Consider the following 25951-nt stretch of genomic DNA (forward strand, 5'->3'; position numbering starts at 1 on the left):
GTAAAGTTTGTTAAAAAAGGACAGGTGATATTGTGTCAGAAAGCCGTCATTATTTTATAGGGATTCACATCCCTGAACAACTTGCGCATCAAATCAAACAAGACATTGATCAAAGGAGCGGACTGTTCTTTCAAAAATGGACAGCACCACATGATTATCATGTAACCCTTGTCTTTTTAGGCGCCATTCCAGAAGAGCGTCTAAAAAAGATCATTCGGCTGCTTGACATCCTTTCAAATGAAGCGTCTACATTTCCACTAGAGCTGAATTCGGTAGGGCAGTTTGGTGCGAAGGAACGCCCAAGAGTCTTTTTTGCAAAGCCTCATGAAAGTGAGCCGCTCATGCATTTAAGAGAAAAGGTAAAGGAAGCCGTCTTGTCAGCAGGACACCCTGTTGAAAAGAGACCGTTTCATCCGCATATGACGATTGCGCGCAAATGGAATGCGGATGACCTTTATGAAGAACAAGCGCCTTTACGCAAAGAGCCATATGTGATGGAGGTTTCGCGTATCACTTTATTTGAAATACGTCCAAAGGAAACCCCTCGTTATCACGCAATCAAACAATTTACATTACATAAATGATTCTAGAAGTTGGAGTGAGCAGCAGATGGCGCAAATTATCAAAATTCAAGATTATATATCACGATATGAACAAGACCCGCATCACTACATCAATCAATTCAATCGGTTGAAAAAACAAAGATGGGACGAGTTGAAAAAGGCTTCAAAAGAGGAGGCGCAGCAACCATTTGACCAAATTCCTCAACAAGTGCCTGAACAGGAGGAAGAAAAGAGAAAGAAATTCTCCTTAAAGAGAAAGCAAAAAGAAGCCGATATGAAAAAGGAACGGGACCTGAGTCTTTTTAACGAGCCTACAGATATAGAGCAAGGGGTTTTCAGAAACGTCCCTACCGATGAAACGAAGCTGATTCACTTTTTTAAGGATCATCTCTTTGAAGTGCAATTAAAATGGGCGAGCTCAACGATTTCACATATTTCAACCGTCTCCCATCATATTCGATATGATGAAAAGCTGCGAATGCTTGCAAGGCAGCTTCCAGATTCTTATTTTGTGATGTACAAGCCGGTTCTGCTCATTCAAAAAGCTGAGATGGAATTATGTCCGATACTCATCACGCCGCTCGAAGTAATCTGTTTATCCTTCTTAGAGGCCGAGCCAGACAGCGTCTATATCGGAACGAAGGAACGTTTTTGGGAAAAACGGGCGACCGGGAAAGCTGTTCAGTCCGTCTTAAATCCTTGTGCAAGCCTTCTGCGTTCTGGCACCGTTGTGTCAAAGATCTTACAGCAAAGTGGTGTAGACCTTCCTGTGAAGAAAATCCTGATCAGCCGTACCTCTTATATTGATTTACCTGAAGTTCCATATGGGATGGAGGTTATCGATAAGAAGAAAGCAGAAGAGTGGTTTGAAAAGCAGCGGAAAAATACGGCGCCGACAAAGCATCAGCAATTTAAGGCGACAAAGGCGTTGCTTGCTTATGGTGAAACAGACAGCAAAAGAAGGCAGGAATGGCTCGATTAAAGGCATGATGGAAGGTCACGAAAAATGAGACCTGAGTGGAGCTAATATATGAATGAATGGTACTTTATCGTTAATCCAGAAGCAGGACATGGAAAAGGACTCCGCACATGGAGGAGCATAGAGAAAGAATTACAAAAGGTAGAGGTCTCTTATCGATCGTTTCTCACCCAGCATGAAGGCCATGCAGAAGTTTTGGCAAGACAAATCAGTGCCATGCAGGATGACAGGCTGCAGCGATTGATTGTTATTGGCGGTGACGGCACGATTCATGAGGTACTGAATGGCTTAAAGGAAATCGATCATGTACAGCTTAGTTTTGTCCCTGCTGGTCATTGGAATGATGCTGCGAAGGGTCTCGGTATCCATCGTCATGATGTCCTAAAAGAAGTGAGAAAGCAAAAGAGAATGCTCACCAAAACATTTTCTCTCGGCTCCTTTCAAGATCATGCCGAAAGTCCGCAAACTGTTCTTTTTCTCAATCATATCGGTGTGGGTTTTGACGCACATGTGCTGAGGAAAACGGTGCATTTTAGAGGAAAAAAGTGGCTGAAACGGCTGGGGCTTGGCTTTATCATCTACCCGCTGTCATTTCTCCATTCTCTATGGTCGTTTAAGCCATTTGATCTTGCGTTATTTATTGAAAATGAGAAGAAAGTCTTTCGGCAAGTGTGGTTTGTGATCGTATGCAATCACCCGTATTACGGGGGAGGGCTGGAAGCAGCACCGGAAGTGAGTGCAAGGCAGCCAGGTTTTCAAACGATGGTTGTCACAGATTTGAATCCATTCAAAGTCCTCTTGTTTCTAAGTGCAATGGTGTTTCGAAAGCACCTTGAGATGAAGGGGGTTACCCTGTTTCAGCATGAGGAAGCGTACTTAGAAGCAGATGAAAAAATCTTATTTCACGCAGATGGAGAAGTGATCGGTGCAACGCCTGTCTTTGTGAAGGCAAGTGAACGATCCTTAAAATTACGTGCTTAAATAACTTGCGGTATGTCCGCAGTCAAAGAACCATGAAAAAAGGCTTCTTTTTCGTAAGGTTCTTGTCCTGATTTTTTAGTTTTGCTTGACGAGTATAAGAAGGTAACGATAAAATCTATAGGACGGCTATTGTTTAGCATCTCATTCTCAATAGCTGTCCTTTTTGTTTTTATGATCATATAAATAAAAAAAGAAACAGCCAATTGATCCTCAATCGGCTGAATTTTGTCGACTAAAAAAGCAAGATTTAAAATATTTTAAGAAATGATGGGTTGAAAATTGATATGAACTGGTTGGGACAAATATTAGGTAGCGAATGGCACATCTCTCCGGCTGGAGGCGCTACGGGAGATGCGTACTTCGCAACACACAATGACCAAAAGCTATTTTTAAAACGCAATACGTCACCGTTTCTTGCGGTTTTGTCAGCTGAAGGCATTGTGCCGAAGCTTGTCTGGACAAAACGGATGGAAAATGGAGATGTTATTACTGCACAGCACTGGCTGAGCGGTAGAGAGCTGAAGCCAAAGGACATGAATGATCGTCCTGTAGCAGAGCAGCTAAGAAAAATTCATACATCAAAAGAATTGCTCGATATGCTGAAGCGATTAGAGAAGCACTCTCTAGACCCAGAATCCATTCTGATGCATCTAAAACAGTCCATATTAAACGAGCAAATTGATTCACAAGACATCACGCGTGCCATCCAGTATTTAGAGAAGCATGTGGAGGCTGTCCATTTTGAGGACAAGGTCGTCTGTCATTGCGATCTCAATCATAATAATTGGCTGCTGACAGATGAAAACCAGCTCTATTTGATCGATTGGGATGGGGCGATGATTGCAGACCCAGCGATTGATCTTGGACCGCTTTTATACCATTATGTTGAGGAAGAGAACTGGGAAAGCTGGCTCTCTATGTACGGCGCCCCGCTGACGGATAATTTGCGAAAGCGCATGGCGTGGTACGTGCTCGCTGAAACCGTATCGTTTGTCGTTTGGCATAAACGAAAAGGGAATGAAAAGGCGCAAAAAGAAGTGCAAGCGGAGCTAAATGCACTCTTAAAACGGTTAAACATTCATTAAGACAGTGGAATGTTTTCGACCCACTCAGACAGATGTGATTGATGCTCCTCGATATGTGCATCAATTGAACTGACAGAGGTGCCCTTTTGGCTGTAATCATAAATATCTGTTAACAGCTGACGAATGTCGGGATCCAGATCTTCTTTTGCCAGCATTAATTGAATTACGCGTCCCACCTGTTCATATTCTGCAACAGTCCCGCAGCAATCCAGCTGGTGATCGGTTAAAATATCTTTGATTAATTGAAGCTGATGTTGACGGTTTAAACCCATACAAATGCTCCTTTCCAGCGTGTCATTTATGAGGTTAAACTGTGCAATCAGCGCCCAATTTATACATGCGGCAGACCAGCTCAAGCGAAGGGCTGGTCTTTTTATATGGACATAGAAGATGCTGTCTTGCGGGTCTTTATGTTTCATGGTATCTTGATAAAATGTAAAGAAAATAGAGGTGTATCAAATTGAGAATGCGACATAAACCATGGGCTGATGATTACTTAGCTGAGAATGCTCATATTGCTTTAGCAAGTCCCGAGCAATATAAAGGGAAATGGCATGAGCTGTTTGGAAATGATCATCCAATCCATATCGAAGTTGGGACAGGAAAAGGGAGCTTTATTGCTGGAATGGGCAAGCTTCATCCTGATATCAACTATATTGGCATTGAATTATTTAAAAGTGTCATTGTGACGGCAGTAGATAAAATCAAAGAGACAGATGTTGAAAATGTAAAGCTTTTGAACATTAATGCTGAGACGCTGACAGATGTGTTTGCGGAAAATGAGATTGACCGGGTGTATTTGAATTTCTCTGATCCGTGGCCAAAAGCAAGACACGAAAAGCGCAGATTGACGTTTAAAACCTTTTTAGAGCGATATGAACATATTCTTCGTCCAGGCGGTGAATTACATTTCAAAACAGATAACCGCGGGTTATTTGAATATTCCTTAAAAAGTTTTTCTGCCTATGGCCTTCTTTTAACGTATGTCAGCCTAGATTTACATGAGGACGGCTTAGAAGGAAACGTGATGACTGAATATGAAGAGAAATTCTCATCTATGGGACAACCCATCTATCGATCAGAAGTCAAATTCCCAGAATAACAAGTGACATCAAGCTGGCTGCAAAAAAATTGCAGTCAGCTTTTTTTATGAAAAGATTGGTGCATGCGATTTTTGGCTGTATTTGCTACGATAGAAAAAGGAGGGATGACAGCAATGGAGACAATGAAAATAGGTGAAATGGAACTGTTTTGGTTAAACGGGGGAGATACGCACATGGACGGCGGTGCGATGTTCGGTGTCGTGCCAAAGCCATTATGGTCAAAAAAATACCCGGTTAATGAACGCAATCAAATTGAATTACGATGTGATCCAATTCTCATTCGGTGGAAGGGTCTGCATCTGTTAGTGGATTCCGGCATCGGATCAGGGAAGCTGACAGATAAACAAAAACGCAATTACGGCGTGACAGAGGAAACCAAATTGGAAGAATCTCTAGCGGCCCTTGGTCTGCGCCCATCAGATATAGATTACGTATTAATGACACACCTGCACTTTGATCATGCCAGCGGATTAACAAGACGTGAAGGCGATAAGCTCGTGTCTGTTTTTCAGCAGGCAAAAATCATCACATCGAAAATCGAATGGGATGAAATGAGAGCGCCGAACATTCGCTCAAGAAATACATATTGGAAAGAAAACTGGGAGCCTGTGGCAGATCAAGTGGTCACATTTGAAGAAAGTATTGAAGTGATAGAAGGCATCGAGCTGCACCATACAGGCGGCCATAGCAATGGTCATAGCATTTTAACGCTCACAAGTGAGGGCGAAACAGCGATTCATTTAGCTGATATCATGCCAACACACGCTCATAAAAATCCACTCTGGGTTTTGGCATATGATGATTACCCAATGACGTCGATTCCAGCCAAGCAAAAGTGGCAGGCATTTGCAGAAGAAAAAAATGCGTGGTACTTGTTTTATCATGATGCCATTTATCGTGCTGTAAAATGGGACGAAGATGGGCAGGTGACACAAGAAATCAAAAGAGAAACAGGAAGATAAAAGATCATCTGTATGTTTTTTTCGCCTTTCACACAAAATAACGACAAAATGAACTTGTGAAAGGAAGAGTGCAGGTGAACCAATTTTATCGTGTACATGGTGATGTGATCGAAACACCATTAAGAGGGATGGAAGTCATGTCAGTCCCTTATTTAAACAAAGGGGTTGCATTTACAAAGGAAGAGCGGAAGGAGCTCGGGTTAAAGGGATTTCTTCCGCCTAAGGTTTTAACTTTAGAGGATCAAGCAAAGCGTGCATATGAGCAGTTCAAGGCACAGCCGGATGAGCTAGGGAAAAATGTGTATTTAACATCACTTCATGATAGAAACGAAGTGCTTTTTTACAAATTACTTAATGAGCACTTGGCGGAAATGCTTCCGATTGTCTACACGCCGACTGTAGGAACGGCTATTCAGCGTTATAGCCATGAGTATCGAAAGCCAAGAGGGCTGTATTTATCGATTGATGATCTGGAAGGCATGGAAGAAATTTTTGCATCCTATGGTGTCGATGAATCAATTGACTTAATCGTTGCCACTGATGCAGAAGGCATTTTAGGCATTGGAGACTGGGGTGTTGGCGGGATTGCCATTTCAGTCGGGAAACTTGCTGTTTATACAGCTGCAGCAGGTATTGATCCTAGCCGCGTGCTGGCAGTAGTGCTTGATGCCGGGACAAACCAGGAAAGTCTCTTAAATGATCCGCTTTATGTTGGCAATCAGCACTCCCGTGTTCGAGGAGAGCGCTATGAACAGTTCATTGATCAATATGTCGAGCTTGCCCGTGCCACTTTCCCAAACGCGCTCCTTCACTGGGAAGACTTTGGTACAAAGAATGCCCGTGCGATATTGGAAAAATATAAGGACCGAATTTGTACATTTAACGATGACATTCAAGGGACTGGCGCCGTTTCACTTGCTGCAGTTATGGCATGTGCAAAAGCTTCGAAGGTTCCGCTGAAAGATCACCGTATCGTCATTTTTGGAGCGGGTACGGCAGGTATTGGCATAGCCGAGCAAATCCGTGATGCCATTGTCAGAGATGGAGTCAAAGAAGAGGAGTCCTATGATCATTTCTGGTGTATTGATAAAACGGGGCTGCTCACAGATGATTCACCTGACATTCAGCCATTTCAAAAGCCGTATGCAAGACGTTCTGACGAAGTAAAGGATTATGCCCGTAATGGTCCAAAGCATTCGATTGATCTATTAGAGGTCGTCAAACAGGCGAAACCTACAATCTTAATTGGCACCTCGACGGTCGGAGGAGCATTTACAGAGGAAATTGTAAAAGAAATGGCGTCACACGTGGAGCGCCCTGCCATTTTACCGATGTCGAATCCGACACCTCTTTCAGAAGCAAAGCCGCAAGATCTGATTGAGTGGACTGAAGGACGCGCACTTGTGACAACAGGAAGCCCATTTGATCCTGTTGAATATGGAGGCGTCACATATGAAATTGGACAAGCGAATAATGCCCTTGTCTTCCCAGGTCTTGGTCTAGGCACGATTGTGTCAAAAGCCAGGTTGATGACAGACAGTATGTTTGTTGCGAGTGCTGAAGCCATTGCAAGCATGGTCAATGTGGGGAAGCCGGGTGCAGCGATGCTGCCAAGTGTCGATCAGCTTCGAACCGTTTCAGCAACAGTGGCCGTCCGTGTGGCGCAGGCAGCAATTGATGAAGGAATTGCAGAAGAAACGCCTGATGACCTTATTCAGGCTGTGCAGGACGCGATGTGGCATCCTGTGTACAAAAAAATCAAAGCCATATAAAAAAAGCTTCGCAAGGACATGTCTTTGCGAAGCTTTCTTGATCAAGCAACAGAATCAATTACATCAACGATCATGCCTGTTTTGGCATCAATCATCACTTCATACTGTTCAAGCTCGCCAAAGGCAGAGCGGGTAATGCCAGATTTGTACACATCAATCGTTTCACCATTTACGGTATACGGTTCTGGTACAGTATAAATCCAAGAGCCATCAATCGGGCCGCGCTGTTTAAAAGCAGATTTCACAATTTTTAATGCTTTTTCAGACGAGATATACGTAGGGAAAAATACTTTCTTTGCAACAATTGCAGCGGCAACTCCAATACTCGCACCAATCAAAACATGTTTTAACTTCAACGTGCTGCACCTCCGTATTGCTGTTTTTTCCATTATACAAAACTTGTCCATTGATGTTAAGGAATCCGAATAATTGAAAGCATATTCAAAATTTCTAGAGAGATACTTGGAAAACCGAAAGAATTCTTATAGTATAAAGTGAGTGTTATTTTTATAGGAATATATATGGTCATTACATAGAAACGAGGTAAACTGTAGAATGAACGAAGAAACATTGTCGCTTTTCCGAAATTTAACAGAATTGCAGGGAACACCAGGAAATGAGCACCATGTGCGTGCTTTTATGAAAAAGGAACTTGAGAAATATTCTGATGAACTCATTCAAGACCGTCTTGGCGGAGTGTTTGGCGTACGCAAAGGGCCGGAAAACGCACCGAAAATTATGGTAGCAGGTCATATGGATGAAGTCGGATTCATGGTCTCATCGATTACGAAAAACGGAATGATTCGTTTTCAAACACTTGGCGGCTGGTGGAGTCAAGTCATGCTGGCGCAGCGTGTGGACGTTCATACCGATCAGGGTCCAATTCCTGGTGTCGTCTCGAGTACACCTCCTCACCTTCTCACACCAGAACAAAAAAGCAAACCTGTGAAACCGTCAGATATGCTTATTGATATTGGTGCAGACAGTGAAGAAGAGGCAAAAGAGCTTGGCGTTCGCCCAGGACAGCAAATCGTTCCTGCAACGGTATTTACCCCAATGGCGAATCCAAAAAAGATTTTAGCGAAGGCTTGGGATAACCGCTATGGCTGCGGCCTTGCGATTGAATTATTAAAAGAATTAAAAGATGAATCACTTTCATGCCAGTTGTATTCAGGAGCAACTGTTCAAGAGGAAGTAGGGCTTAGAGGAGCTGAGGTAGCTGCAAACATGATTCAGCCAGATCTTTTCTTCGCTTTAGATGCAAGTCCTGCAAACGATGTGACAGGTGACAAAACACAGTTCGGCCAGCTTGGAAAAGGTACACTTCTGCGTATTTTTGACCGAACAATGATTACGCACCGCGGAATGAGAGACTTTGTACTCGAAACTGCTGAGACAAACAACATTCCATATCAATATTTCGTATCACCGGGTGGTACGGACGCTGGACGTGTTCATATTTCAAACCAAGGTGTGCCTTCTGCTGTCATTGGGGTTTGCGCACGCTACATTCATACAAGTCATTCTGTGTTACATGTGGATGATTACGCAGCGGCAAAAGAGTTAATTGTCCGCCTAGTGAAAAATTGTGATCAAAGTACAGTGGATTCTATTTATCAACAAGTATAAATAGAATAGAAAAAGGCTGCTTCTTCAATAAGAGCAGCTTCAGCGTGTAGACAAACCCTCGCATTCTTTGTCAGTCCTGCGTGCCGGTGCTCACGAATGTCAAATTCGCTCCGCTCCGGTACTCGTCCTTCCTAGACTGCAAAGGTTTTCTATCACGCTGAAAAGAAGACAAAGGGCTAAAATAAACATCATTTTAGCCCTTTGTCAACAATCTGAGGCTGCTTCTTCAATAAGAGCAGCCTTTTTTCTTATTGCTGTTCAAACACATAAGATAACGCCTTGATCGCTTGGTTTACAGTTTCCACAGTGATATTTGCTTTGTTTGAGAGTTCTTTTAACGGATGGTGCAGCTCTTTTGGACGGATTAAAATAAGAGGTTTCCCTTTTGCAATTGCAGCAGACGCATCCATGGCTGTGTTCCACTGTTTATATTTCTCGCCAAAGCGCGCAATGACGACATCTGCTTTGTTTAATAAAATTTCAGTACGAAAATTGTTCAAATCAGAAGCTGCATCATCTTTGAAAATGGCATTCGGCTGCTCACCTAAAATATCCTCACCGATGTTATCTGAGCGGTCATGATTTTCCATCGGACCGACAAATGTCACCGGAAGCTTCAAAGATTGGCTTTTTTCCTTGATTTCATCACGCCACTGGCTATGAATTTCTCCAGCTAAATAAACAGTTAATTGCATAACGAACTCCTCCTTTTGTACAAACTTAGTAAAGGTTTGTCCTGTTTCTTTTCATGTTACACAAGAAGTGCTTGATAAAGCAAAAAAAATATGATTATGATATTCATGGTAGAGACAATTTTTCATCGTAAGAATACTACATATAATGGGAAGGACAGGCCTCTTCGTCTTTCCTATGAGAAAGCAGGAAGACGACGTTGATGACTTATTTGAAAAGAAAGGGGATCTCCCTTTCGCCAAAGGTGTATTTCATTGATGCACTTTCTTATATGGCTTTAGGTCTATTTGCTACATTAGTGGTAGGTCTGATTTTAAAAACAGCAGGCGGTCTGTTATCACTTTCTCTCATTGTGAAAATGGGTACGCTTGCTATGGGTCTGATGGGACCGGCAATTGGCGTAGCAGTTGCTTATCGCTTAAATGCTTCTCCATTAATCATTTTTGCAAGTGTTGTCTCAGGTGCCGCTGGAGCAGAGCTTGGGGGACCAGCCGGAAGCTTCGTGGCTGCTCTAATTGGGGTGGAAATAGGCAAACTGGTTAGTGGTGAGACAAGAATTGATATTATTTTAACGCCGCTTGTCACCATTATCACTGGCTTTTTCACTGCTGCTTTCATCGGTCCTGGCATTCAGGCGATGATGACAGGGCTTGGCAGACTTATCATGTGGGGGACAGACCAAAGCCCGCTGATCATGGGCATGCTAGTAGCGACCATTGTTGGACTTGCTCTCAGTTCTCCGATTTCAAGTGCTGCACTTGCGCTCATGCTTGATTTAAGCGGGACAGCTGCTGGTGCTGCAACGATTGGCTGCTGTGCTCAGATGGTTGGCTTTGCTGCTGCAGGTTTTAGAGAAAATCGCTTTGGCGGTCTTGCGGCTGTCGGCATTGGGACGTCAAAGTTGCAGCTTTCGAACATTGTGAAAAACCCCCTCATCCTGATTCCGCCGACGATTGCTGGTCTGATTCTCGCGCCAATTGGTATTATTGGCTTTGGGATGGTCAATAATGCGGCAGGAGCGGGAATGGGAACGAGCGGGCTTGTTGGACAGCTAATGACCCTCACCGTCATGGGGTTTCATCCATCTGTATTTCTATCGATAGCTCTCTTGCATATCGTTGGCCCGGCAGTGATTAGTTTGGTAGTATCAGAATGGATGAGAAAGAAAGGCTATATACAATTCGGAGATTTAACCATACAAACTGGAGGAATGAAACATGAAAAAAATTGAATCTAACGAAGAATTACAAAAAGTGATTCAAGAAGACTTAACGGTATTGCTATTTTCAGCTGACTGGTGCCCCGACTGCACATTTATTGAGCCATTCTTGCCAGAGCTTGAAGCAAACTACCCAGAATTTGAGTACTTCTATGTCGATAGAGACAAGTTCATTGACACTTGTGCAGAGTGGGAAATTTACGGCATTCCAAGCTTTTTAGTCTTTAAAAACGGACAAGAGATTAACCGCTTTGTCAGCAAAGATCGTAAGACAAAGGAAGAGATTGAAGCATTTTTAACAGATTCTCTTTCTAAATAACGAAAGGAGAGTCTAAACGATGGCAAAAATGACATCAAGACAGCTTGCGAATGAACTCAAAAGCCGTCTGACGAACGACAGCTGGTCACACCAGTTTGATCGGGAAAAAGATACGCTTCGTATTGAAGATAAACAAACAGGCAAAGGCATCACACTAGAGCTCCCGCCAATTATTGCAAAGTGGGAAGTAAAGCCTGATGAAACAATTGATGAGATTGTTTATTATGTGAAAGAAGCGCTGAGTGCGATGAAAGGCGAAGCGCAGCACATTTCAGGAAAAGAAAAGCAGATCTATCCGGTCATTCGTTCCACTTCCTTTCCTGAGGCATCAAGTGATGGAATTCCGCTCGTATTTGATGAGCATACAGCTGAAACGAGAATCTACTATGCACTTGACCTTGGAAGCACCTACCGATTAATTGATGAAAAGATGCTTCAAAAGGAAAACTGGACAAAAAAGCGAATCAGAGAAACTGCAAGCTTCAACGTCCGTTCACTAGAAACTGTAGTGAAAATGGATGAAGTGGCAGGCAACCTTTTTTATTTCTTCCGCGCAAATGACGGGTATGACGCCAGCAGACTTTTAAATGAGTCGTTATTACAAGAATACGCGCAAAAAATAGAAGGACAAATGGCGATTTCTGTTCCTCATCAAGATGTATTCATCATTGCAGATGTTCGCAATGATTCAGGCTATGATATTTTAGGACAGATGTCGATGAGCTTCTTCGCCAGCGGTACGGTTCCGATTACCGCATTGTCATTTTTGTATGATGAGGGTAAGCTTGAACCGATCTTTATACTTGCAAAAAGCAGACCAAAACAGCAGTAGAAGGGAATTTTGAAGAATGAATGTTTTTTATAATGCAGAAGGTGTAGGCGACACACTCCTTATTTCATTGAAAGATGTGACGAGAGAAGAAGTAGGACATGAGACGTTTGGAGATGTTGTACGAATCTTCAATCAAGAAACAAAAGAAACAACAGGCTTTAATATCTTCAATGCATCTACTTACATGAAAATTGAAGAAAACGGATCTGTCCCGCTTTCTGAAACCATTGTTCAAGATATCAATGAAATTTTAAACCGCAACGGTGTCAGTGAAACGTTGACTGTGGATCTATCACCAAAATTTGTTGTCGGCTATGTAAAGGAAAAAGAAAAGCATCCGAATGCAGATAAATTAAACATTTGCCAAGTTGATGTGGGCGATGAAACCTTACAAATCGTGTGCGGTGCACCAAACGTTGACCAAGGCCAATATGTCGTGGTGGCAAAAGTCGGCGCAGTGATGCCAAGCGGTATGGTCATCAAAGATGCTGAGCTAAGAGGGGTTCCATCAAGCGGCATGATTTGTTCAGCAAAAGAGTTAGATCTTCCAGACGCACCTGCTGAAAAAGGGATTCTTGTTTTAGATGGAAGCCATCAAGCTGGCGAACCCTTTAAAGCATAACCTCCCATAAACAGACACATAGGAGCGAAGAATGTGTTATACCAAAAGTCACTAAGTACGTACTTAGTGACTTTTTTTCATCTACAGACAGCATGAACAGCATAAACCGGCACTTTTCTCGCTTTTCTGCATGAAAAAGCAATGGTATACTAAAAATCGCCCAAGAAAACGTAAGGGGAGTTAAAGTGAGTGATAAATGATGAGTTGGTTAGATAAATTTTTTAGTGTATTTTTAGGAGAAGAAAAGAAAGAAGAAAAAGCTGTAAGACCTGAAGAAGATCTAGCTGCACCAAAGCAGCCAGCTTTTGAACAGCATAAAGAATATAAAAAAATCGAAGATACGAAAGTGTATTATGAATATCCAAAAGGCAACTTTCGGTTTCCGCTCGTTCCAGATGAACCTCTGCGTGACGGAGTGAAACCGGAGAGAAAACACGCCAAACCAAGACAGTCAAAGACCAGACAGACAACCTATCAGCCTAAACAAACGCTTCAGCCTGATATGAATAAAAAGCCATTCAAGCCAGAGCAAATTCCATCACCGATTTATGGCTATCATCAGGATATGCGTCCAAAAAAGGCAGAAGCAAAAGAAGAAGCAGGATCAGTTCAAAGGAAAGCAGCAGAAGAAACGGCGCAGCGTGTCACACTGTTATCAGAAGAGGCAGAGCGTGAACGGAATGTCAGGCAGCAAATGAACATCCCATCTATTCAGAAAGAAAAACGTATCGAAGAAATGGTTTCAGCATCAGCAAAAGAGAGAGCGGATAAGGAGCCAGAAGTAACCCCGCATACATTGCAAGAGGAACTCGCTTATCAAGATCATGTTCAATCGACGATGGAACGTTTAACAGACGAGCCTTTCCAGCTAGAAGAAAACGAGCCAGAAGATCATCATGAAGCTGATTTACATAAGCAGCAAGCCGAAGTCTATCAGGAGCAGGCGGTACAGTCCGAGCCGGAACAGGCTGTCTCCAGTGATGAAGAAGAAATAAAAGACGAGCCTGTCCATCAGTTTGAAGATCATACTGAGGAAATAGACATGTTGACCTTCGAAACACTGGAACCTTCGCAGCCAGCGATTGAAATGGAAGCAGACCTTCCAGTAGAAGAAGCGGCGTTAACAAAAAGTATGTCAGCAGAACCGGTGGAAGAAGTAGAAGCTGATCCAATAGAAGACAAACAAGAAGAAGCGCCCGCGGCAACATATGAAGAAGCTGAGCCAGTCCAACATGACCTGCAGGAAGATCAGCTGGTTCAAGAAGCTGAAATTGAAGAAGAACAAGTGATGCCAGTAGAACAAGTAACAGAGGAACAAACTGCATCTGAACCGGCAGAAACAGTCATAGAACAGACAGAGCAGCAAGAACAAACGCAAGAAGTCGAGAAAGAAGAACCAAAACAGACATCTCCGCAGCCACCACGCGCAAGCGGTCAAACCTCTACGGTTCCGTTTAATGTCATGATGTTAAAAAGCGATCAGCGCGTGCAAGGGCAAAAGAAAGCAGCCGACACACAAGGGTATGTTTTTCCAAGTCTCGCCCTATTAGATGTACCGCCAGCTCAAAAAGAAGAGGACGGGACATGGGTGAAAGAGCGGGCAGAGCTGCTTAATGCGACGCTTAAAAATTTCAATGTAAGAGCAAGTGTTGTTCATGTCACGCAGGGCCCTTCTGTGACAAGGTTTGAAGTACATCCAGAACCAGGTGTCAAAGTGAACAAAATCACGAACCTGTCAGATGATATTAAACTTAGTTTGTCCGCAAAGGATATTCGAATTGAAGCACCGATTCCAGGAAAGAACACGATCGGGATCGAAGTGCCAAACCTACACAGTAAAATGGTGTTCTTAAGAGAAATGATCAGAAGCAGTGCGTTTAGAGACAATCCATCTCCTTTAACAGCAGCACTTGGATTAGATATCTCAGGCCAGCCTGTCGTGGTTGATCTGCAAAAAATGCCGCACGGCTTAATTGCTGGAGCCACTGGTTCAGGAAAAAGTGTCTGCATTAATACGATTTTAGTGAGCTTAATGTTTAAAGCATCACCAGATGAAGTGAAAATGCTCTTAATTGACCCTAAAATGGTTGAATTAGCACCGTATAATAACATTCCGCATCTTGTGAGTCCTGTCATTACCGATGCCAAGACAGCAACAGCTGCTTTGAAATGGGTAGTGGATGAAATGGAAAGACGCTATGAACTATTTGCACACTCTGGCGTGAGAGAAATTAAACGATTCAATGAGCTTGTAAAAGAAAAACAAATGGGTGAAAAACTACCTTATCTCGTCGTGGTGATCGATGAGCTGGCCGATTTAATGATGGTCGCACCAAATGAAGTCGAAGAAAGCATCTGCCGAATTGCACAAAAAGCAAGAGCATGCGGCATTCACTTATTGATTGCGACACAAAGACCTTCTGTTGATGTCATCACAGGTCTCATTAAAGCCAATATCCCAACAAGAATTGCGTTTTCTGTTTCAAGTCAGGTTGATTCAAGAACGATCATTGACATGGCAGGTGCAGAAAAGCTTCTTGGAAAAGGAGACATGCTCTTCTTAGAAAATGGCTCCGGCAAGCCGACAAGGCTGCAAGGGAACTTTGTATCAGACCGTGAGATTGATCAAGTGGTGGCACATGTGAGAAAGCAGCGCAAGCCAGTGTTCCTTTTTGAACAGGAGGAACTAATGCTCCAAGGCTCTGCGATTACAGACGAAGATGAATTGTTTATGGATGCCTGCCGTTTTGCCATCGAGCAGAATAGTGCCAGTACATCAAGTTTGCAGCGAAGATTTAGAATTGGCTACAATCGTGCAGCCAGACTGATTGACATGATGGAGCGCGAGGGGATGATCTCTGGTGCGAAAGGCAGTAAGCCAAGAGAAGTGCTCATGACGCTGAGTGACTTAGAACAGTTGATCTAAACAAACCACTTCATTTTTTTTATAAACATGGTATGATAGCACATAGGTGCAATTTTGTAATTGGACGCTTTTCGCATGTCTGCCAGAACGCTTTTTTATGTAAAATAAGCGGAAACAGGTGTTAGAAATGGGAAAGTTGTCGGATACTAATCATAGTTAATATTGATTAGAATAGGAAGATCGGAAAAAATCTTTATTTGGAGCTGCGATCTGTGATCAGCTAGAGGCAAAAATCACAAGTTGCAAATTGAAATGAGCGTCATATACTGTAAGTCAGATAGACGTTTGTTGGAGGTACAATTATGACTGTTTATCATTTTGTTGGAATAAAAGGGACAGGTATGAGTCCACTGGCCCAAATTCTTCATGATACTGGGTATACTGTCCAAGGATCGGATATCGAAAAACATATCTTTACACAAAAAGCATTAGAAGAACGAAATATTAAAATTCTACCATTTGACCCAGATAATATTCAGCCAGGGATGACGGTCATCGCAGGAAATGCATTCCCTGATACACACCCTGAGATTGAACGTGCCCTTTCTGAAGGGATTCCTGTCATTCGTTACCATAAATTCCTTGGAGAATACATGGATTCATTCACAAACGTTGCGATTACTGGTGCTCATGGCAAAACATCGACAACAGGACTGCTTGCTCACGTCATGCAGGCAGCAAAACCTACTTCGTACTTAATCGGTGATGGATCTGGAATGGGGAAAGAAAACAGCGAGTATTTTGTCTTTGAAGCATGCGAATACCGCAGACACTTCCTCAGCTATCATCCAGATTATGCGATCATGACCAATATTGATTTTGATCACCCTGATTATTTCTCAGATATTGATGACGTGTTTGATGCGTTTCAAAACATGGCGCTTCAAGTGAAAAAAGCGATTATTGCTTGCGGTGATGATGAGCACTTGCCAAAAATTCAAGCGAAGGTACCTGTTGTGTACTACGGTTTCAACGAAGAAAATGATTTCCAAGCTCGCAATGTTGTGAAAAATACGGAAGGCACTACATTTGATGTATTTGTACGTAATACATTTTATGATACCTTCTACATTCCTGCCTACGGAAATCATAATGTCCTCAACTCGTTAGCTGTTATCGCATTATGTCACTATGAGTCCATTGATGTAGAGCTTATCAAAGGCGCATTAAAGACATTTGGCGGTGTGAAACGACGCTTTAATGAAAAAGTGGTCGGTGAGCAGGTCTTAATTGATGATTATGCACATCATCCAACTGAAATTGAAGTCACAATCGAAGCAGCTCGCCAAAAATATCCGGACCGTGATATTGTGGCTGTCTTCCAGCCGCATACCTTCACACGTACACAGCAATTCTTAAGTGAATTTGCTGATAGTCTAAAGAAAGCCGACTATGTCTACCTTTGTGATATTTTCGGTTCAGCCCGCGAAAACATTGGGAAGCTGAGCATTGAAGATTTAAGAGAAAAAATCCCGCAGGCCCAATTGATTGAGGAAGAAGATACATCTGTGCTGAAAGCGCACGAAGATGCGATTCTGATCTTTATGGGAGCAGGAGACATTCAAAAGTATTTGCGCGCTTATGAAAAAGTCGCTGTATAAATGCTAAACGAAAAGTGCCGTGTAAAACGGCACTTTTTTTATTTTGAATAAAATGTGACAAAAGAGCTAAATGTGTCAACATGTGCCGCTTTTTTTCGTTCGCTGTGGACAGGAATTAGCGAATAAGTGTAGAATTATTATTCAATCGGTCATTCTAGGCGATGTTTGAATGATACAACGAGAGGGTAATGAATTGAATATGCCCGCAGCAAAGGAGGTAACAGATGATTATTATTCTATATCTAAGCGTTGCACTGATCGCAATTGCTTTCCTCATTCTTGTCATCTATTTGTCCAAAACATTAAAATCCTTACAGCTGACATTAAAGAATGTTGCATCAACTTTAGAAGGTCTTGAAGGTCAGATGCAAGGTATCACCACAGAGACAGCACAGTTGCTACATAAGACAAACAAGCTTGCTGAAGATATTCAAGACAAATCGGCAAAACTTAACACAGTTGTGGATGCGGTGCAGGGAATTGGTGGCTCGATCAACCAATTTAATACAAGCATAAAGCAGGCAGCTGGTGCGGTTTCTTCATCCGTTGAAAGAAATCAAGAAAAAGTGACGGATGTGGTAAGCTGGAGTAACGCAGCACTTGAAATTTATAAGAAATGGAAACAACGTAAACACCAAAAATAAACCATATTCGCATAGGAGGAATAATCATGAGCAAAGACGGAATCAATAGCAAAGACTTTTTGATCGGAACACTTATTGGTGGAATTGTTGGTGCAACAACAGCATTATTTTTAGCACCGAAGTCAGGGAAAGAGCTTCGCGATGATTTGAACACCCAAGCGAATGTTTTAAAAGAAAAAACAGATCGACTCGCAACAGATGCAAAAGAAAGAGGCACTGAATATGTGACGATTGCGAAAGATAAAACGTCTGAATTGTCTCAGCTTGTAGCAGAGCAGTCAAATCAGATTTTAGACAAAGTGAAAGACATAAAAGACCGTGCAGCTGGTAAAGCTAATCATGTGAAAAGTGAAGCAGAAGATGCGGTAGCTGATTTAGCAAGCGAAGCATCAGATGTAGCTGATGAAGCAAAAGTACGAGCACAAGAAGCAAAATCAGAAATTGAAGACGGCATCAAAGATGTCAAAGAAAAAGTAGAACAATCTACTAAAGGCTAACCCTCACTGCTCGAAGTGAAGAAGGAGAACATCATGTCAAAACAACTCATTGAAACAGAAGAACAGTTTGATCAACTAACGAATCAAGATGGGACCTTTGTCTTTTTTAAGCACAGTTTGACATGTCCGATCAGCCAAGCGGCTTTTCAAGAGTTTGAAGCATTTGCGTCTGCACATGAGGACGTGCCAACGTATTTCTTGCAAATCCAAAACACAAGAGAGCTTTCATCCTACGTGACTGAAAAATCGGGTGTAAAGCACGAAAGTCCTCAAGCACTCGTCTTTAGTGGTGGAAAAGTGAAGTGGCATGCATCCCACTCAAGCATTACAAAAGAAGCGCTTGAACATAATCTGTAAAAGAAAGAAACGTCAGCAGCGGCTGACGTTTTTTTTATAAAAAAAGGTTTACTTGAACGAAAAGTATGCTATAATCTTACATACAATACTTTACCGCTTAAAAGCGTTTGGGTAATAAAGAAAATTTTCGTGACAATTCCGAAATCTTTGTTTATAATAAACCCTATCATGCAAGAATGAAAAAATAAAAAGCGAGAACAGGCAGAGGAAAGGATGACAAAAATGAGCAACAATGAACTAGAAAAATTGAGGCAGCAAGCAGATGAACTAAATCTTCAAATCTTAAAACTGATCAATGAAAGAGGAAACATTGTAAAAGAAATTGGAAAAGCGAAAGAAGCGCAAGGTGTCAACCGTTATGATCCTGTCAGAGAGCGCACAATGCTGAACCAAATTCTTGAAGAAAATGATGGACCATTTGAAAACTCAACAATTCAGCATATTTTCAAAGAGATTTTCAAAGCAGGTCTAGAGCTTCAAGAAGATGACCACAGCAAAGCACTTCTTGTTTCTCGTAAGAAAAAACCAGAAAACACAATCGTGAACATCAATGGGGAAGCGATCGGTGATGGAAAGCAGCGCTTCATCGTTGGACCATGTGCTGTTGAAAGCTACGAGCAAGTTGCAGAAGTAGCTGCAGCAGCGAAACAACAAGGGTTAAAACTACTACGCGGAGGCGCATTTAAACCTCGTACAAGTCCATACGATTTCCAAGGACTTGGTGTAGACGGTCTCAAGATTCTAAAGCGTGTAGCGGATGAATACGGTCTTGCTGTCATTAGTGAAATTGTTAATCCTGCTCATATTGAAGAAGCGATTGAGCATATTGATGTCATCCAAATTGGGGCACGTAACATGCAAAACTTTGAACTGTTAAAAGAAGCCGGTTCCGTGAAGAAACCAGTTCTTTTAAAACGTGGCCTTGCAGCGACCATTTCAGAATTCATCAATGCAGCTGAATACATCATCGCCCAAGGAAATGATCAAATCATCCTTTGCGAGCGCGGTATCCGCACATACGAAACAGCAACAAGAAATACACTAGATATCTCGGCAGTGCCAATCTTGAAACAAGAGACACATTTACCAGTCTTCGTTGATGTGACGCATTCAACTGGACGTAGAGATCTTCTCCTTCCAACAGCAAAAGCAGCTCTTGCGATTGGAGCAGACGGTGTTATGGCAGAAGTACATCCAGATCCATCTGTTGCTCTATCTGATTCAGCGCAGCAAATGGACATTCCACAATTCGAAAAATGGTTAGATGCGTTAAGACCACTTGTCAACATTCACGCGTAATCATAGATAGAAATAGCCGCCGGAGACTGTCCGGCGGTTTTTTAATGGAGAAAATACGATGAAGTTTGGGAATGAAAGGAAGAAAGCACATTGCAAGCTCAAAAAGAGCTTGTTCACAATGTTTTCATTTTTAAAAACCGATAGAATCTGTTAAGATCATTGTCATAGCTGGCGTTCTCGATGGTTTTTTATGAAATATGATTCAAATTACAGGTAACAAGCTGTTTAAAGTTTGTTTAATTTAGTTATAAAAAGAAAGGGAACGTTTTCATATGACTTAAAAACGTGTATAATTTCATAAAAGAATGTCATTTTGATGTAGATTGAAAAATTATGTGTCTCTTTTCATCGTTTTAATGACAAATAGGATATTATTTTCCTCGTATCTGACATGTCTCAATCCAATTGGTGAATGCTATAGATATGAAGTGTATTTGAAGGAGTGATTTATGTGAATAATGTTACAATATATGATGTAGCAAGAGAAGCAAATGTAAGTATGGCAACGGTATCACGCGTAGTAAATGGTAATCCAAACGTAAAACCAACAACAAGAAAAAAGGTGCTTGAAGCGATTGATCGCCTTGGCTATCGTCCGAATGCAGTGGCACGAGGCCTAGCAAGTAAAAAAACAACGACAGTTGGGGTCATCATCCCTGATATTTCTAGTATCTTCTATTCGGAATTAGCACGCGGTATTGAAGATATCGCCACGATGTATAAATACAACATCATTTTGAGCAACTCAGATCAAAATACTGATAAAGAGCTTCATTTGTTAAATACGATGCTCGGTAAACAAGTAGACGGAATTGTCTTTATGGGCGGAAACATCACAGACGTGCATGTGGAAGAATTTAAGCGCTCTCCTGTACCGATTGTTCTTGCAGCATCTGTTGAAGAGCAAGCTCAAACACCATCTGTCAACATCAACTATGAGCAGGCCATTTATGATTCAGTTCAGCTGTTAGTTGAAAAAGGGCATAAACGAATTGCGTTTGTTTCTGGTCCAATGTCAGAACCAATTAATTCCGTGAGAAAACTTGCGGGTTATAAGCGTGCGCTTGAAGAAGCGGGCATCGCGTTTGACGATGCACTCGTCGCTGAAGGCGATTACTCTTATGATTCTGGAATTGAAGCACTCGCTCATCTGCTTGAGCAGTCTGACAAGCCGACAGCTGTTATCGCAGCTACAGATGAAATGGCGCTAGGTGTCATTCACGGAGCACAAGACAGAGGGGTATCCATTCCTGAAGATTTAGAAGTGATTGGCTTCGATAACACAAGACTTTCTCTCATGGTGCGTCCTCAGCTGACAACAGTCGTTCAACCGACATATGATATTGGTGCTGTTGCCATGAGACTGCTCACAAAGCTGATGAACAAAGAACAAGTGGACGATCAAATTGTTGAGCTTCCGCACAGAATTGAAGAAAGACAATCAACAAAATAAATCAAAAAAAGCAGGCTTACCTTGTGAGGGAAAGCCTGCTTTTCTTATGCCTTTTTCTTTTCTCTTCTAACAGGCATGAGTGCTTTTTCTACTGTTTGAGCATTCTTTTCTGTGATTTCAGCTTTTCTTGGAATCGGTGGATATAAATCGTCAGGGTCTCTCCACGTAGGTGGAAGGGTAACAGGCGATTGCTTATTCCAGGCTTGAATCCAATCCCGAGGGAGTTCATCTGGCGGTGTAATGCCTTTCATCTCAAGCCAAATACGGCTCCACGCTCTTGGAACGACGCGCCAAATATCATATCCCCCTCCGCCAACAGCGATCCATTTGCCATCACAATATTGATGCGCAAGCTTATGGGCAATTCTAGGAATTTCCTCATATATTTTCATGGTGGCAGATAAATGAGTTAACGGATCATAGTAGTGTGCATCGGCCCCGTTTTGCGTCAAAATCACATCTGGTTTAAAAAAAGCAGCAATCTCAGTCACTGCTGTTCGGTATGCTTCGAGGAACGATTCATCTTCCGTAAATGCATCTAGCGGAATATTATAGGCGTAGCCATAGCCTTTATCGTGGCCTCTTTCCTGTACTTGTCCGGTTCCAGGGAACAAGTAGCGTCCCGTTTCATGAATGGAGACTGTACATACCTCTGGGTCGTCATAGAAGCTGAACTGGACACCATCGCCGTGATGAGCATCCGTATCAATATATAAAATTCTAGCGCCATACGTCTTTTGAATATATTGAATAGCCACTGAGCTGTCATTATAAATACAAAAGCCAGATGCACGCCCTTTGAACCCGTGGTGAAGCCCGCCGCCAAGATTGAGTGCATGCTGGGAATGACCGAGCATCACTTGATCAACTGCTGTTAACGTTCCGCCAACAAGGAGAGATGCCGCCTCATGCATGCCTGCGAACATCGGTGTATCCTCTGTGCCAAGACCGTAGCGTTCCCCCTCTGCTGTAGACAGCTTTCCTTCACTTGCCCGCTGCACGGCCTGGATATAATCTGCTGTATGGACGAGCTTTAATTCCTCCAGAGTAGCCATACGCGGTGCGACGATTTCATCCTCTGTTAACGCCTTCATTTTTTTAAGAAGATCATACGTTAAGTAGACACGAAGCTGATTGAAGGGATGATCTTGGTTAAATTGGTACGTTTGAAAAGATGGTGAAAAAACAAAGGTCGCTTCCTTCATTTGATCGTCTGCTCCATAGGCCAGAGCACTTTATAGCCTTTTGCGCGAATCAGCTTCGTCACATGATCTGCATGAATGGTTTGAAGGCGGAATACGAGCACTTTAGAAGCCTCATTGGCATGAGGATACACAAGCACACTCAGCAATTGAATATGCTGCTCCTTTAAAATGGCTGTAATGTCTGCGAGGCCTTCTGTCATCTGCTCCACTTCAACCTCTAAGTGCGATCCAGGCTGATCTGCACCTGTCAGTCTTACAAACGTACGAAGCAGATCTGTCTTTGTGATAATGCCTACAAGTTTTCCGCGTCTCACCACTGGAAGACAGCCAATTCCGTGCTCAAAAAAGACACTTGATATCTCCTCAACGAAATCAAGCGGGTGAGCAGTGATCGTCTCTAATACCATGATCTCTTCGACTGGCCGCTGAATAAAGAGCTTCCTTTTCTCTGTTTCAAAAATACTTGGACTGGCATTTTTAATATCCCGATCTGTCACCATCCCAATGACAGACCCTTGATCAGATACGATCGGGATATGCCGGATGTGGTGTGCACTCATTTTTTGAATGGCTTCTTCAATCGTATCGGTTTTTCGCAGCGTGATCACATCACGCTCCATAATTTGTTCAATCATCATTGTTTACCAATCCCCTTTGCCAAAAAAACGAATTGAACGTTAATACATAAAGCGCTGATGGAAGCGAAGACGATCGAAACGCTCGATCGAATCAGGACTCACATGTTTCCCAATTCTGGCCATTAAACAATTGGCTGGATGTGAGCTAATCTCTGGCTCGTCTGTTGCAAACCAGACAAGACCGCCTGCGTTCATCATTTTCTCCATCATTTTGCGGTACTCCCAAACGTTTTTCTTTGTCCCCTTTAAATCCCAATGCCAGTAATATTCAGTTGTAATGATGATGTAATTCTCCATTTGCTCATCCATCATGCTCACATCAAGCAAATGCTTGCCAAGTGAGCACCCTCTATATGGAGGAGCGACCTCAATTGCGCCAAGCTCAATTAAATTCTCCATTTTGCCCTCTGACCAGCGCTCAAGTGGATCAGGATACAAATACGTGACATAGCCTACGACAAGCTCATTCACTCTTGCAATGATAATACGTCCTTCTGGAAGATCTGCTATTTCAACAAGTGCTTGCTTCTGTTCCTCAGGCGTGCGAAATGCCGTTAGTCCTTCATGAAACGTATAGTTCGCAAGCTCTGATGCAGGTACCGGTCCTTCAATCAGGATGGAACCTGTTTCTCGCTCAATGGTTTTTGAATAATAAGTTTTAGGATGCTCCACGTATCCACCGCCCCTAATTCTAGTGAGTCGTCTCTATTCTATCTTAAATCTTACAAGATTTAAAACGGTTTCATCAGAAGTTTTTTAAAAATTGAGAAAAAAAGTCATCTATACTATAATGGTCATTGTAAACGTATGCAAAGGGGGACTGTTTGATGAAATTGGAAACGCTACCATCAGTAAAAGGGGATTATCATTTAAATGATTATGAGCAGGCATACAAAGATTTTTCATGGGAGGAAGCAAGAAAAAACTTCTCCTGGTATGAAACAGGAAAAATAAATGCAGCCTATGAAGCGATTGACAGACATGCGGACTCGTTTCGTCAGAACAAGGTGGCGCTTCACTACAAAGATTCACAGCGGGATGAAAAGTATACGTTCAGGGATATGAAAATCCACACTAACAAAGCGGGAAATCTATTCAGAGAAAAGGCGCATGTGGAAAAAGGGGATCGCGTGTTTATCTTTATGCCAAGATCACCCGAGCTCTATTTTCTTCTGCTTGGCGCAGTGAAAATTGGTGCGATCGTTGGTCCATTATTTGAGGCATTTATGGAAGGTGCCGTCAAAGACCGTTTAGAAAATAGTGAGGCTAAGGTGATCGTGACAACACCGGATTTGCTTGAGCGAATTCCATTTGCAGAGCTTCCGAAGCTTGAATCTGTCATCATTGTCGGCGGTGAAAACGAAGACGTCGACGGTGTCCGGACAATTCACTATGAAAGGGCGTTTGAGGAGGCAGCAAAGGAGCTTGAAATTGAATGGATGGATGAAAAAGACGGCTTCCTGCTTCATTACACATCAGGATCTACCGGTACGCCAAAAGGTGTGCTTCATGTCCATGGTGCAATGGTGCAGCAAGGTCAGACTGGTAAATGGGTGCTTGACTTGAAAGAAGATGATGTTTACTGGTGTACAGCTGATCCAGGGTGGGTTACAGGCACAGTGTACGGTATTTTTTCACCGTGGTTAAATGGGGCGACGAATGTGATTTTAGGCGGCCGGTTTAATCCTGATACGTGGTATGAAACCATTGAATCACTCGGTGTAACCGTTTGGTACAGTGCCCCGACCGCCTTTAGAATGCTCATGGGGGCAGGGGATGACCTCATTTCAAAATATGACCTAAGTTCGCTCCGCCATGTCTTAAGTGTGGGAGAGCCTCTTAATCCAGAAGTCATCCGCTGGGGAGATGCTGTTTTTGGCAAACGAATTCACGACACTTGGTGGATGACAGAAACGGGTGCACAGCTGATTTGTAATTATCCATGCATGGACATCAAGCCAGGCTCGATGGGAAAACCGATTCCAGGCGTAGAAGCGGCGATTGTTGATAATGCAGGAAATGAACTTCCGCCATACCGGATGGGCAACCTTGCCATTAAAAAAGGCTGGCCTTCTATGATGCATACGATCTGGAACAATCCTGAAAAATATGAATCTTACTTTATGCCGGGAGATTGGTATGTTTCAGGAGATTCAGCTTATATGGACGAAGACGGATACTTTTGGTTCCAGGGACGTGTCGATGACGTCATCATGACGTCAGGAGAGCGGGTCGGTCCATTTGAGGTAGAAAGTAAACTGGTTGAACATCCAGCTATTGCAGAAGCCGGTGTCATTGGAAAGCCAGATCCGGTCCGCGGTGAGATTATTAAAGCATTTATTGCGCTCAGAAGCGGATATGAGCCGACAGATGAGCTGAAAGAAGAGATTCGTACGTTTGTGAAAAAAGGACTCGCAGCACATGCGGCACCGCGAGAAATTGAGTTTAAAGACAAACTGCCAAAAACGAGAAGCGGAAAAATTATGAGACGTGTGCTAAAGGCGTGGGAGCTGAATTTACCTGCTGGCGACCTTTCGACAATGGAAGATTAATTTTTTCATCAGTTGACTTG

Annotated in this window: 26 protein-coding genes; 20 read left to right on the top strand and 6 right to left on the bottom strand. The window is 42.6% G+C overall.

Annotation, left to right across the window (positions count from 1 at the left end):
* The first annotated feature begins 32 nt into the window (after positions 1–32).
* The 4 genes from thpR (at position 33) to QSJ46_RS13035 (ending at position 3608) form a co-directional block, all read left to right on the top strand.
* On the top strand, positions 33–584 hold the full coding sequence (gene thpR, locus QSJ46_RS13020; RefSeq protein ID WP_285604818.1) for an RNA 2',3'-cyclic phosphodiesterase: 552 nt from the start codon (positions 33–35) through the stop codon (positions 582–584).
* A gap of 25 nt (positions 585–609) precedes the next feature.
* A complete protein-coding gene (locus QSJ46_RS13025) occupies positions 610–1545 on the top strand; it encodes a hypothetical protein (RefSeq protein WP_047203493.1) in 936 nt (311 codons plus the stop codon).
* Positions 1546–1593: 48 nt separating this feature from the next.
* Positions 1594–2523, top strand: a complete 930-nt coding sequence (locus tag QSJ46_RS13030; protein WP_285604819.1) for a YegS/Rv2252/BmrU family lipid kinase — start codon at positions 1594–1596, stop codon at positions 2521–2523.
* 284 nt (positions 2524–2807) lie between these two features.
* Positions 2808–3608, top strand: a complete 801-nt coding sequence (locus tag QSJ46_RS13035) for a phosphotransferase family protein (protein ID WP_076840453.1) — start codon at positions 2808–2810, stop codon at positions 3606–3608.
* Here the strand turns inward: QSJ46_RS13035 and QSJ46_RS13040 are convergent.
* A complete protein-coding gene (locus QSJ46_RS13040; RefSeq protein WP_025092409.1) occupies positions 3605–3880 on the bottom strand; it encodes a YtzH-like family protein in 276 nt (91 codons plus the stop codon). The two genes, QSJ46_RS13035 and QSJ46_RS13040, sit on opposite strands and share 4 nt — an antisense overlap.
* A 188-nt stretch (positions 3881–4068) precedes the next feature.
* Between QSJ46_RS13040 and trmB the strand changes: the two genes are divergently transcribed.
* The 3 genes from trmB (at position 4069) to QSJ46_RS13055 (ending at position 7445) form a co-directional block, all read left to right on the top strand.
* Entirely contained in the window at positions 4069–4710 is a 642-nt protein-coding gene (gene trmB, locus QSJ46_RS13045; protein WP_024424866.1) for a tRNA (guanosine(46)-N7)-methyltransferase TrmB, read from the top strand.
* A 114-nt stretch (positions 4711–4824) separates the two neighbouring features.
* Positions 4825–5673 (top strand): YtnP family quorum-quenching lactonase, encoded by an 849-nt coding sequence (locus QSJ46_RS13050; RefSeq protein ID WP_285604820.1) that lies wholly within the window; start codon positions 4825–4827, stop codon positions 5671–5673.
* Between the two features lie 74 nt (positions 5674–5747).
* Entirely contained in the window at positions 5748–7445 is a 1698-nt protein-coding gene (locus QSJ46_RS13055) for an NAD-dependent malic enzyme (RefSeq protein ID WP_080967198.1), read from the top strand.
* A 41-nt stretch (positions 7446–7486) separates the two neighbouring features.
* On the opposite strand, the gene QSJ46_RS13060 is transcribed toward QSJ46_RS13055, so the two are convergent.
* Positions 7487–7801 carry a PepSY domain-containing protein gene (locus QSJ46_RS13060; RefSeq protein ID WP_003217759.1) on the bottom strand — a complete coding sequence of 105 codons (315 nt, stop codon included), beginning with the start codon at positions 7799–7801 and terminating at the stop codon, positions 7487–7489.
* A gap of 199 nt (positions 7802–8000) precedes the next feature.
* Between QSJ46_RS13060 and QSJ46_RS13065 the strand changes: the two genes are divergently transcribed.
* On the top strand, positions 8001–9074 hold the full coding sequence (locus QSJ46_RS13065) for a M42 family metallopeptidase (protein WP_285604821.1): 1074 nt from the start codon (positions 8001–8003) through the stop codon (positions 9072–9074).
* A gap of 248 nt (positions 9075–9322) precedes the next feature.
* On the opposite strand, the gene QSJ46_RS13070 is transcribed toward QSJ46_RS13065, so the two are convergent.
* Complete coding sequence (locus tag QSJ46_RS13070) at positions 9323–9769, bottom strand: YtoQ family protein (protein WP_024426182.1); 447 nt, start codon at positions 9767–9769, stop codon at positions 9323–9325.
* Between the two features lie 200 nt (positions 9770–9969).
* Here QSJ46_RS13070 and QSJ46_RS13075 point away from each other — a divergent pair, with 200 nt between their 5' ends.
* The 11 genes from QSJ46_RS13075 (at position 9970) to ccpA (ending at position 21536) form a co-directional block, all read left to right on the top strand.
* Positions 9970–10998 carry a PTS sugar transporter subunit IIC gene (locus QSJ46_RS13075; protein WP_047203488.1) on the top strand — a complete coding sequence of 343 codons (1029 nt, stop codon included), beginning with the start codon at positions 9970–9972 and terminating at the stop codon, positions 10996–10998.
* Positions 10985–11305, top strand: coding sequence for a thioredoxin family protein (locus QSJ46_RS13080; protein ID WP_024424860.1), 321 nt, complete (start codon positions 10985–10987; stop codon positions 11303–11305). The genes QSJ46_RS13075 and QSJ46_RS13080 overlap by 14 nt, the downstream gene beginning before the upstream one ends.
* Before the next feature lie 19 nt (positions 11306–11324).
* Complete coding sequence (locus QSJ46_RS13085; RefSeq protein ID WP_047203487.1) at positions 11325–12137, top strand: DUF1444 domain-containing protein; 813 nt, start codon at positions 11325–11327, stop codon at positions 12135–12137.
* 16 nt (positions 12138–12153) lie between these two features.
* Positions 12154–12759 carry a YtpR family tRNA-binding protein gene (gene ytpR / locus QSJ46_RS13090; RefSeq protein WP_024424858.1) on the top strand — a complete coding sequence of 202 codons (606 nt, stop codon included), beginning with the start codon at positions 12154–12156 and terminating at the stop codon, positions 12757–12759.
* A 196-nt stretch (positions 12760–12955) separates the two neighbouring features.
* Entirely contained in the window at positions 12956–15685 is a 2730-nt protein-coding gene (locus QSJ46_RS13095) for a DNA translocase FtsK (protein ID WP_285604822.1), read from the top strand.
* Positions 15686–15987: 302 nt separating this feature from the next.
* Entirely contained in the window at positions 15988–17286 is a 1299-nt protein-coding gene (gene murC, locus QSJ46_RS13100) for a UDP-N-acetylmuramate--L-alanine ligase (protein ID WP_039180691.1), read from the top strand.
* 224 nt (positions 17287–17510) lie between these two features.
* On the top strand, positions 17511–17930 hold the full coding sequence (locus QSJ46_RS13105) for a DUF948 domain-containing protein (protein ID WP_039180688.1): 420 nt from the start codon (positions 17511–17513) through the stop codon (positions 17928–17930).
* A 26-nt stretch (positions 17931–17956) separates the two neighbouring features.
* Positions 17957–18427, top strand: a complete 471-nt coding sequence (locus QSJ46_RS13110; RefSeq protein WP_047203485.1) for a YtxH domain-containing protein — start codon at positions 17957–17959, stop codon at positions 18425–18427.
* A 33-nt stretch (positions 18428–18460) separates the two neighbouring features.
* Positions 18461–18784 carry a bacillithiol system redox-active protein YtxJ gene (gene ytxJ, locus QSJ46_RS13115; protein ID WP_034665511.1) on the top strand — a complete coding sequence of 108 codons (324 nt, stop codon included), beginning with the start codon at positions 18461–18463 and terminating at the stop codon, positions 18782–18784.
* A gap of 222 nt (positions 18785–19006) precedes the next feature.
* Positions 19007–20083 (top strand): bifunctional 3-deoxy-7-phosphoheptulonate synthase/chorismate mutase, encoded by a 1077-nt coding sequence (locus QSJ46_RS13120; protein WP_034279528.1) that lies wholly within the window; start codon positions 19007–19009, stop codon positions 20081–20083.
* Positions 20084–20534: 451 nt separating this feature from the next.
* Positions 20535–21536 (top strand): catabolite control protein A, encoded by a 1002-nt coding sequence (gene ccpA, locus QSJ46_RS13125; RefSeq protein ID WP_024424851.1) that lies wholly within the window; start codon positions 20535–20537, stop codon positions 21534–21536.
* Between the two features lie 44 nt (positions 21537–21580).
* Here the strand turns inward: ccpA and QSJ46_RS13130 are convergent, their stop codons facing one another.
* The 3 genes from QSJ46_RS13130 to QSJ46_RS13140 are packed head-to-tail and all read right to left on the bottom strand — an operon-like array spanning position 21581 to position 24051.
* The gene (locus QSJ46_RS13130) at positions 21581–22741 is read right to left on the bottom strand and encodes an acetoin utilization protein AcuC (RefSeq protein ID WP_285604823.1); all 1161 of its coding nucleotides are present in this window, start codon (positions 22739–22741) and stop codon (positions 21581–21583) included.
* Entirely contained in the window at positions 22738–23379 is a 642-nt protein-coding gene (locus tag QSJ46_RS13135) for a CBS and ACT domain-containing protein (RefSeq protein ID WP_024424849.1), read from the bottom strand. The genes QSJ46_RS13130 and QSJ46_RS13135 overlap by 4 nt, the downstream gene beginning before the upstream one ends.
* A 39-nt stretch (positions 23380–23418) precedes the next feature.
* Positions 23419–24051 carry a GNAT family N-acetyltransferase gene (locus QSJ46_RS13140; protein WP_047203483.1) on the bottom strand — a complete coding sequence of 211 codons (633 nt, stop codon included), beginning with the start codon at positions 24049–24051 and terminating at the stop codon, positions 23419–23421.
* A gap of 155 nt (positions 24052–24206) precedes the next feature.
* Between QSJ46_RS13140 and acsA the strand changes: the two genes are divergently transcribed.
* Positions 24207–25931 carry an acetate--CoA ligase gene (acsA, locus tag QSJ46_RS13145; protein WP_285604824.1) on the top strand — a complete coding sequence of 575 codons (1725 nt, stop codon included), beginning with the start codon at positions 24207–24209 and terminating at the stop codon, positions 25929–25931.
* Positions 25932–25951 lie beyond the last annotated feature (20 nt).

It is taken from the genome of Bacillus sp. YKCMOAS1 (assembly GCF_030268125.1).
GTDB lineage: Bacteria > Bacillota > Bacilli > Bacillales > Bacillaceae > Bacillus > Bacillus safensis.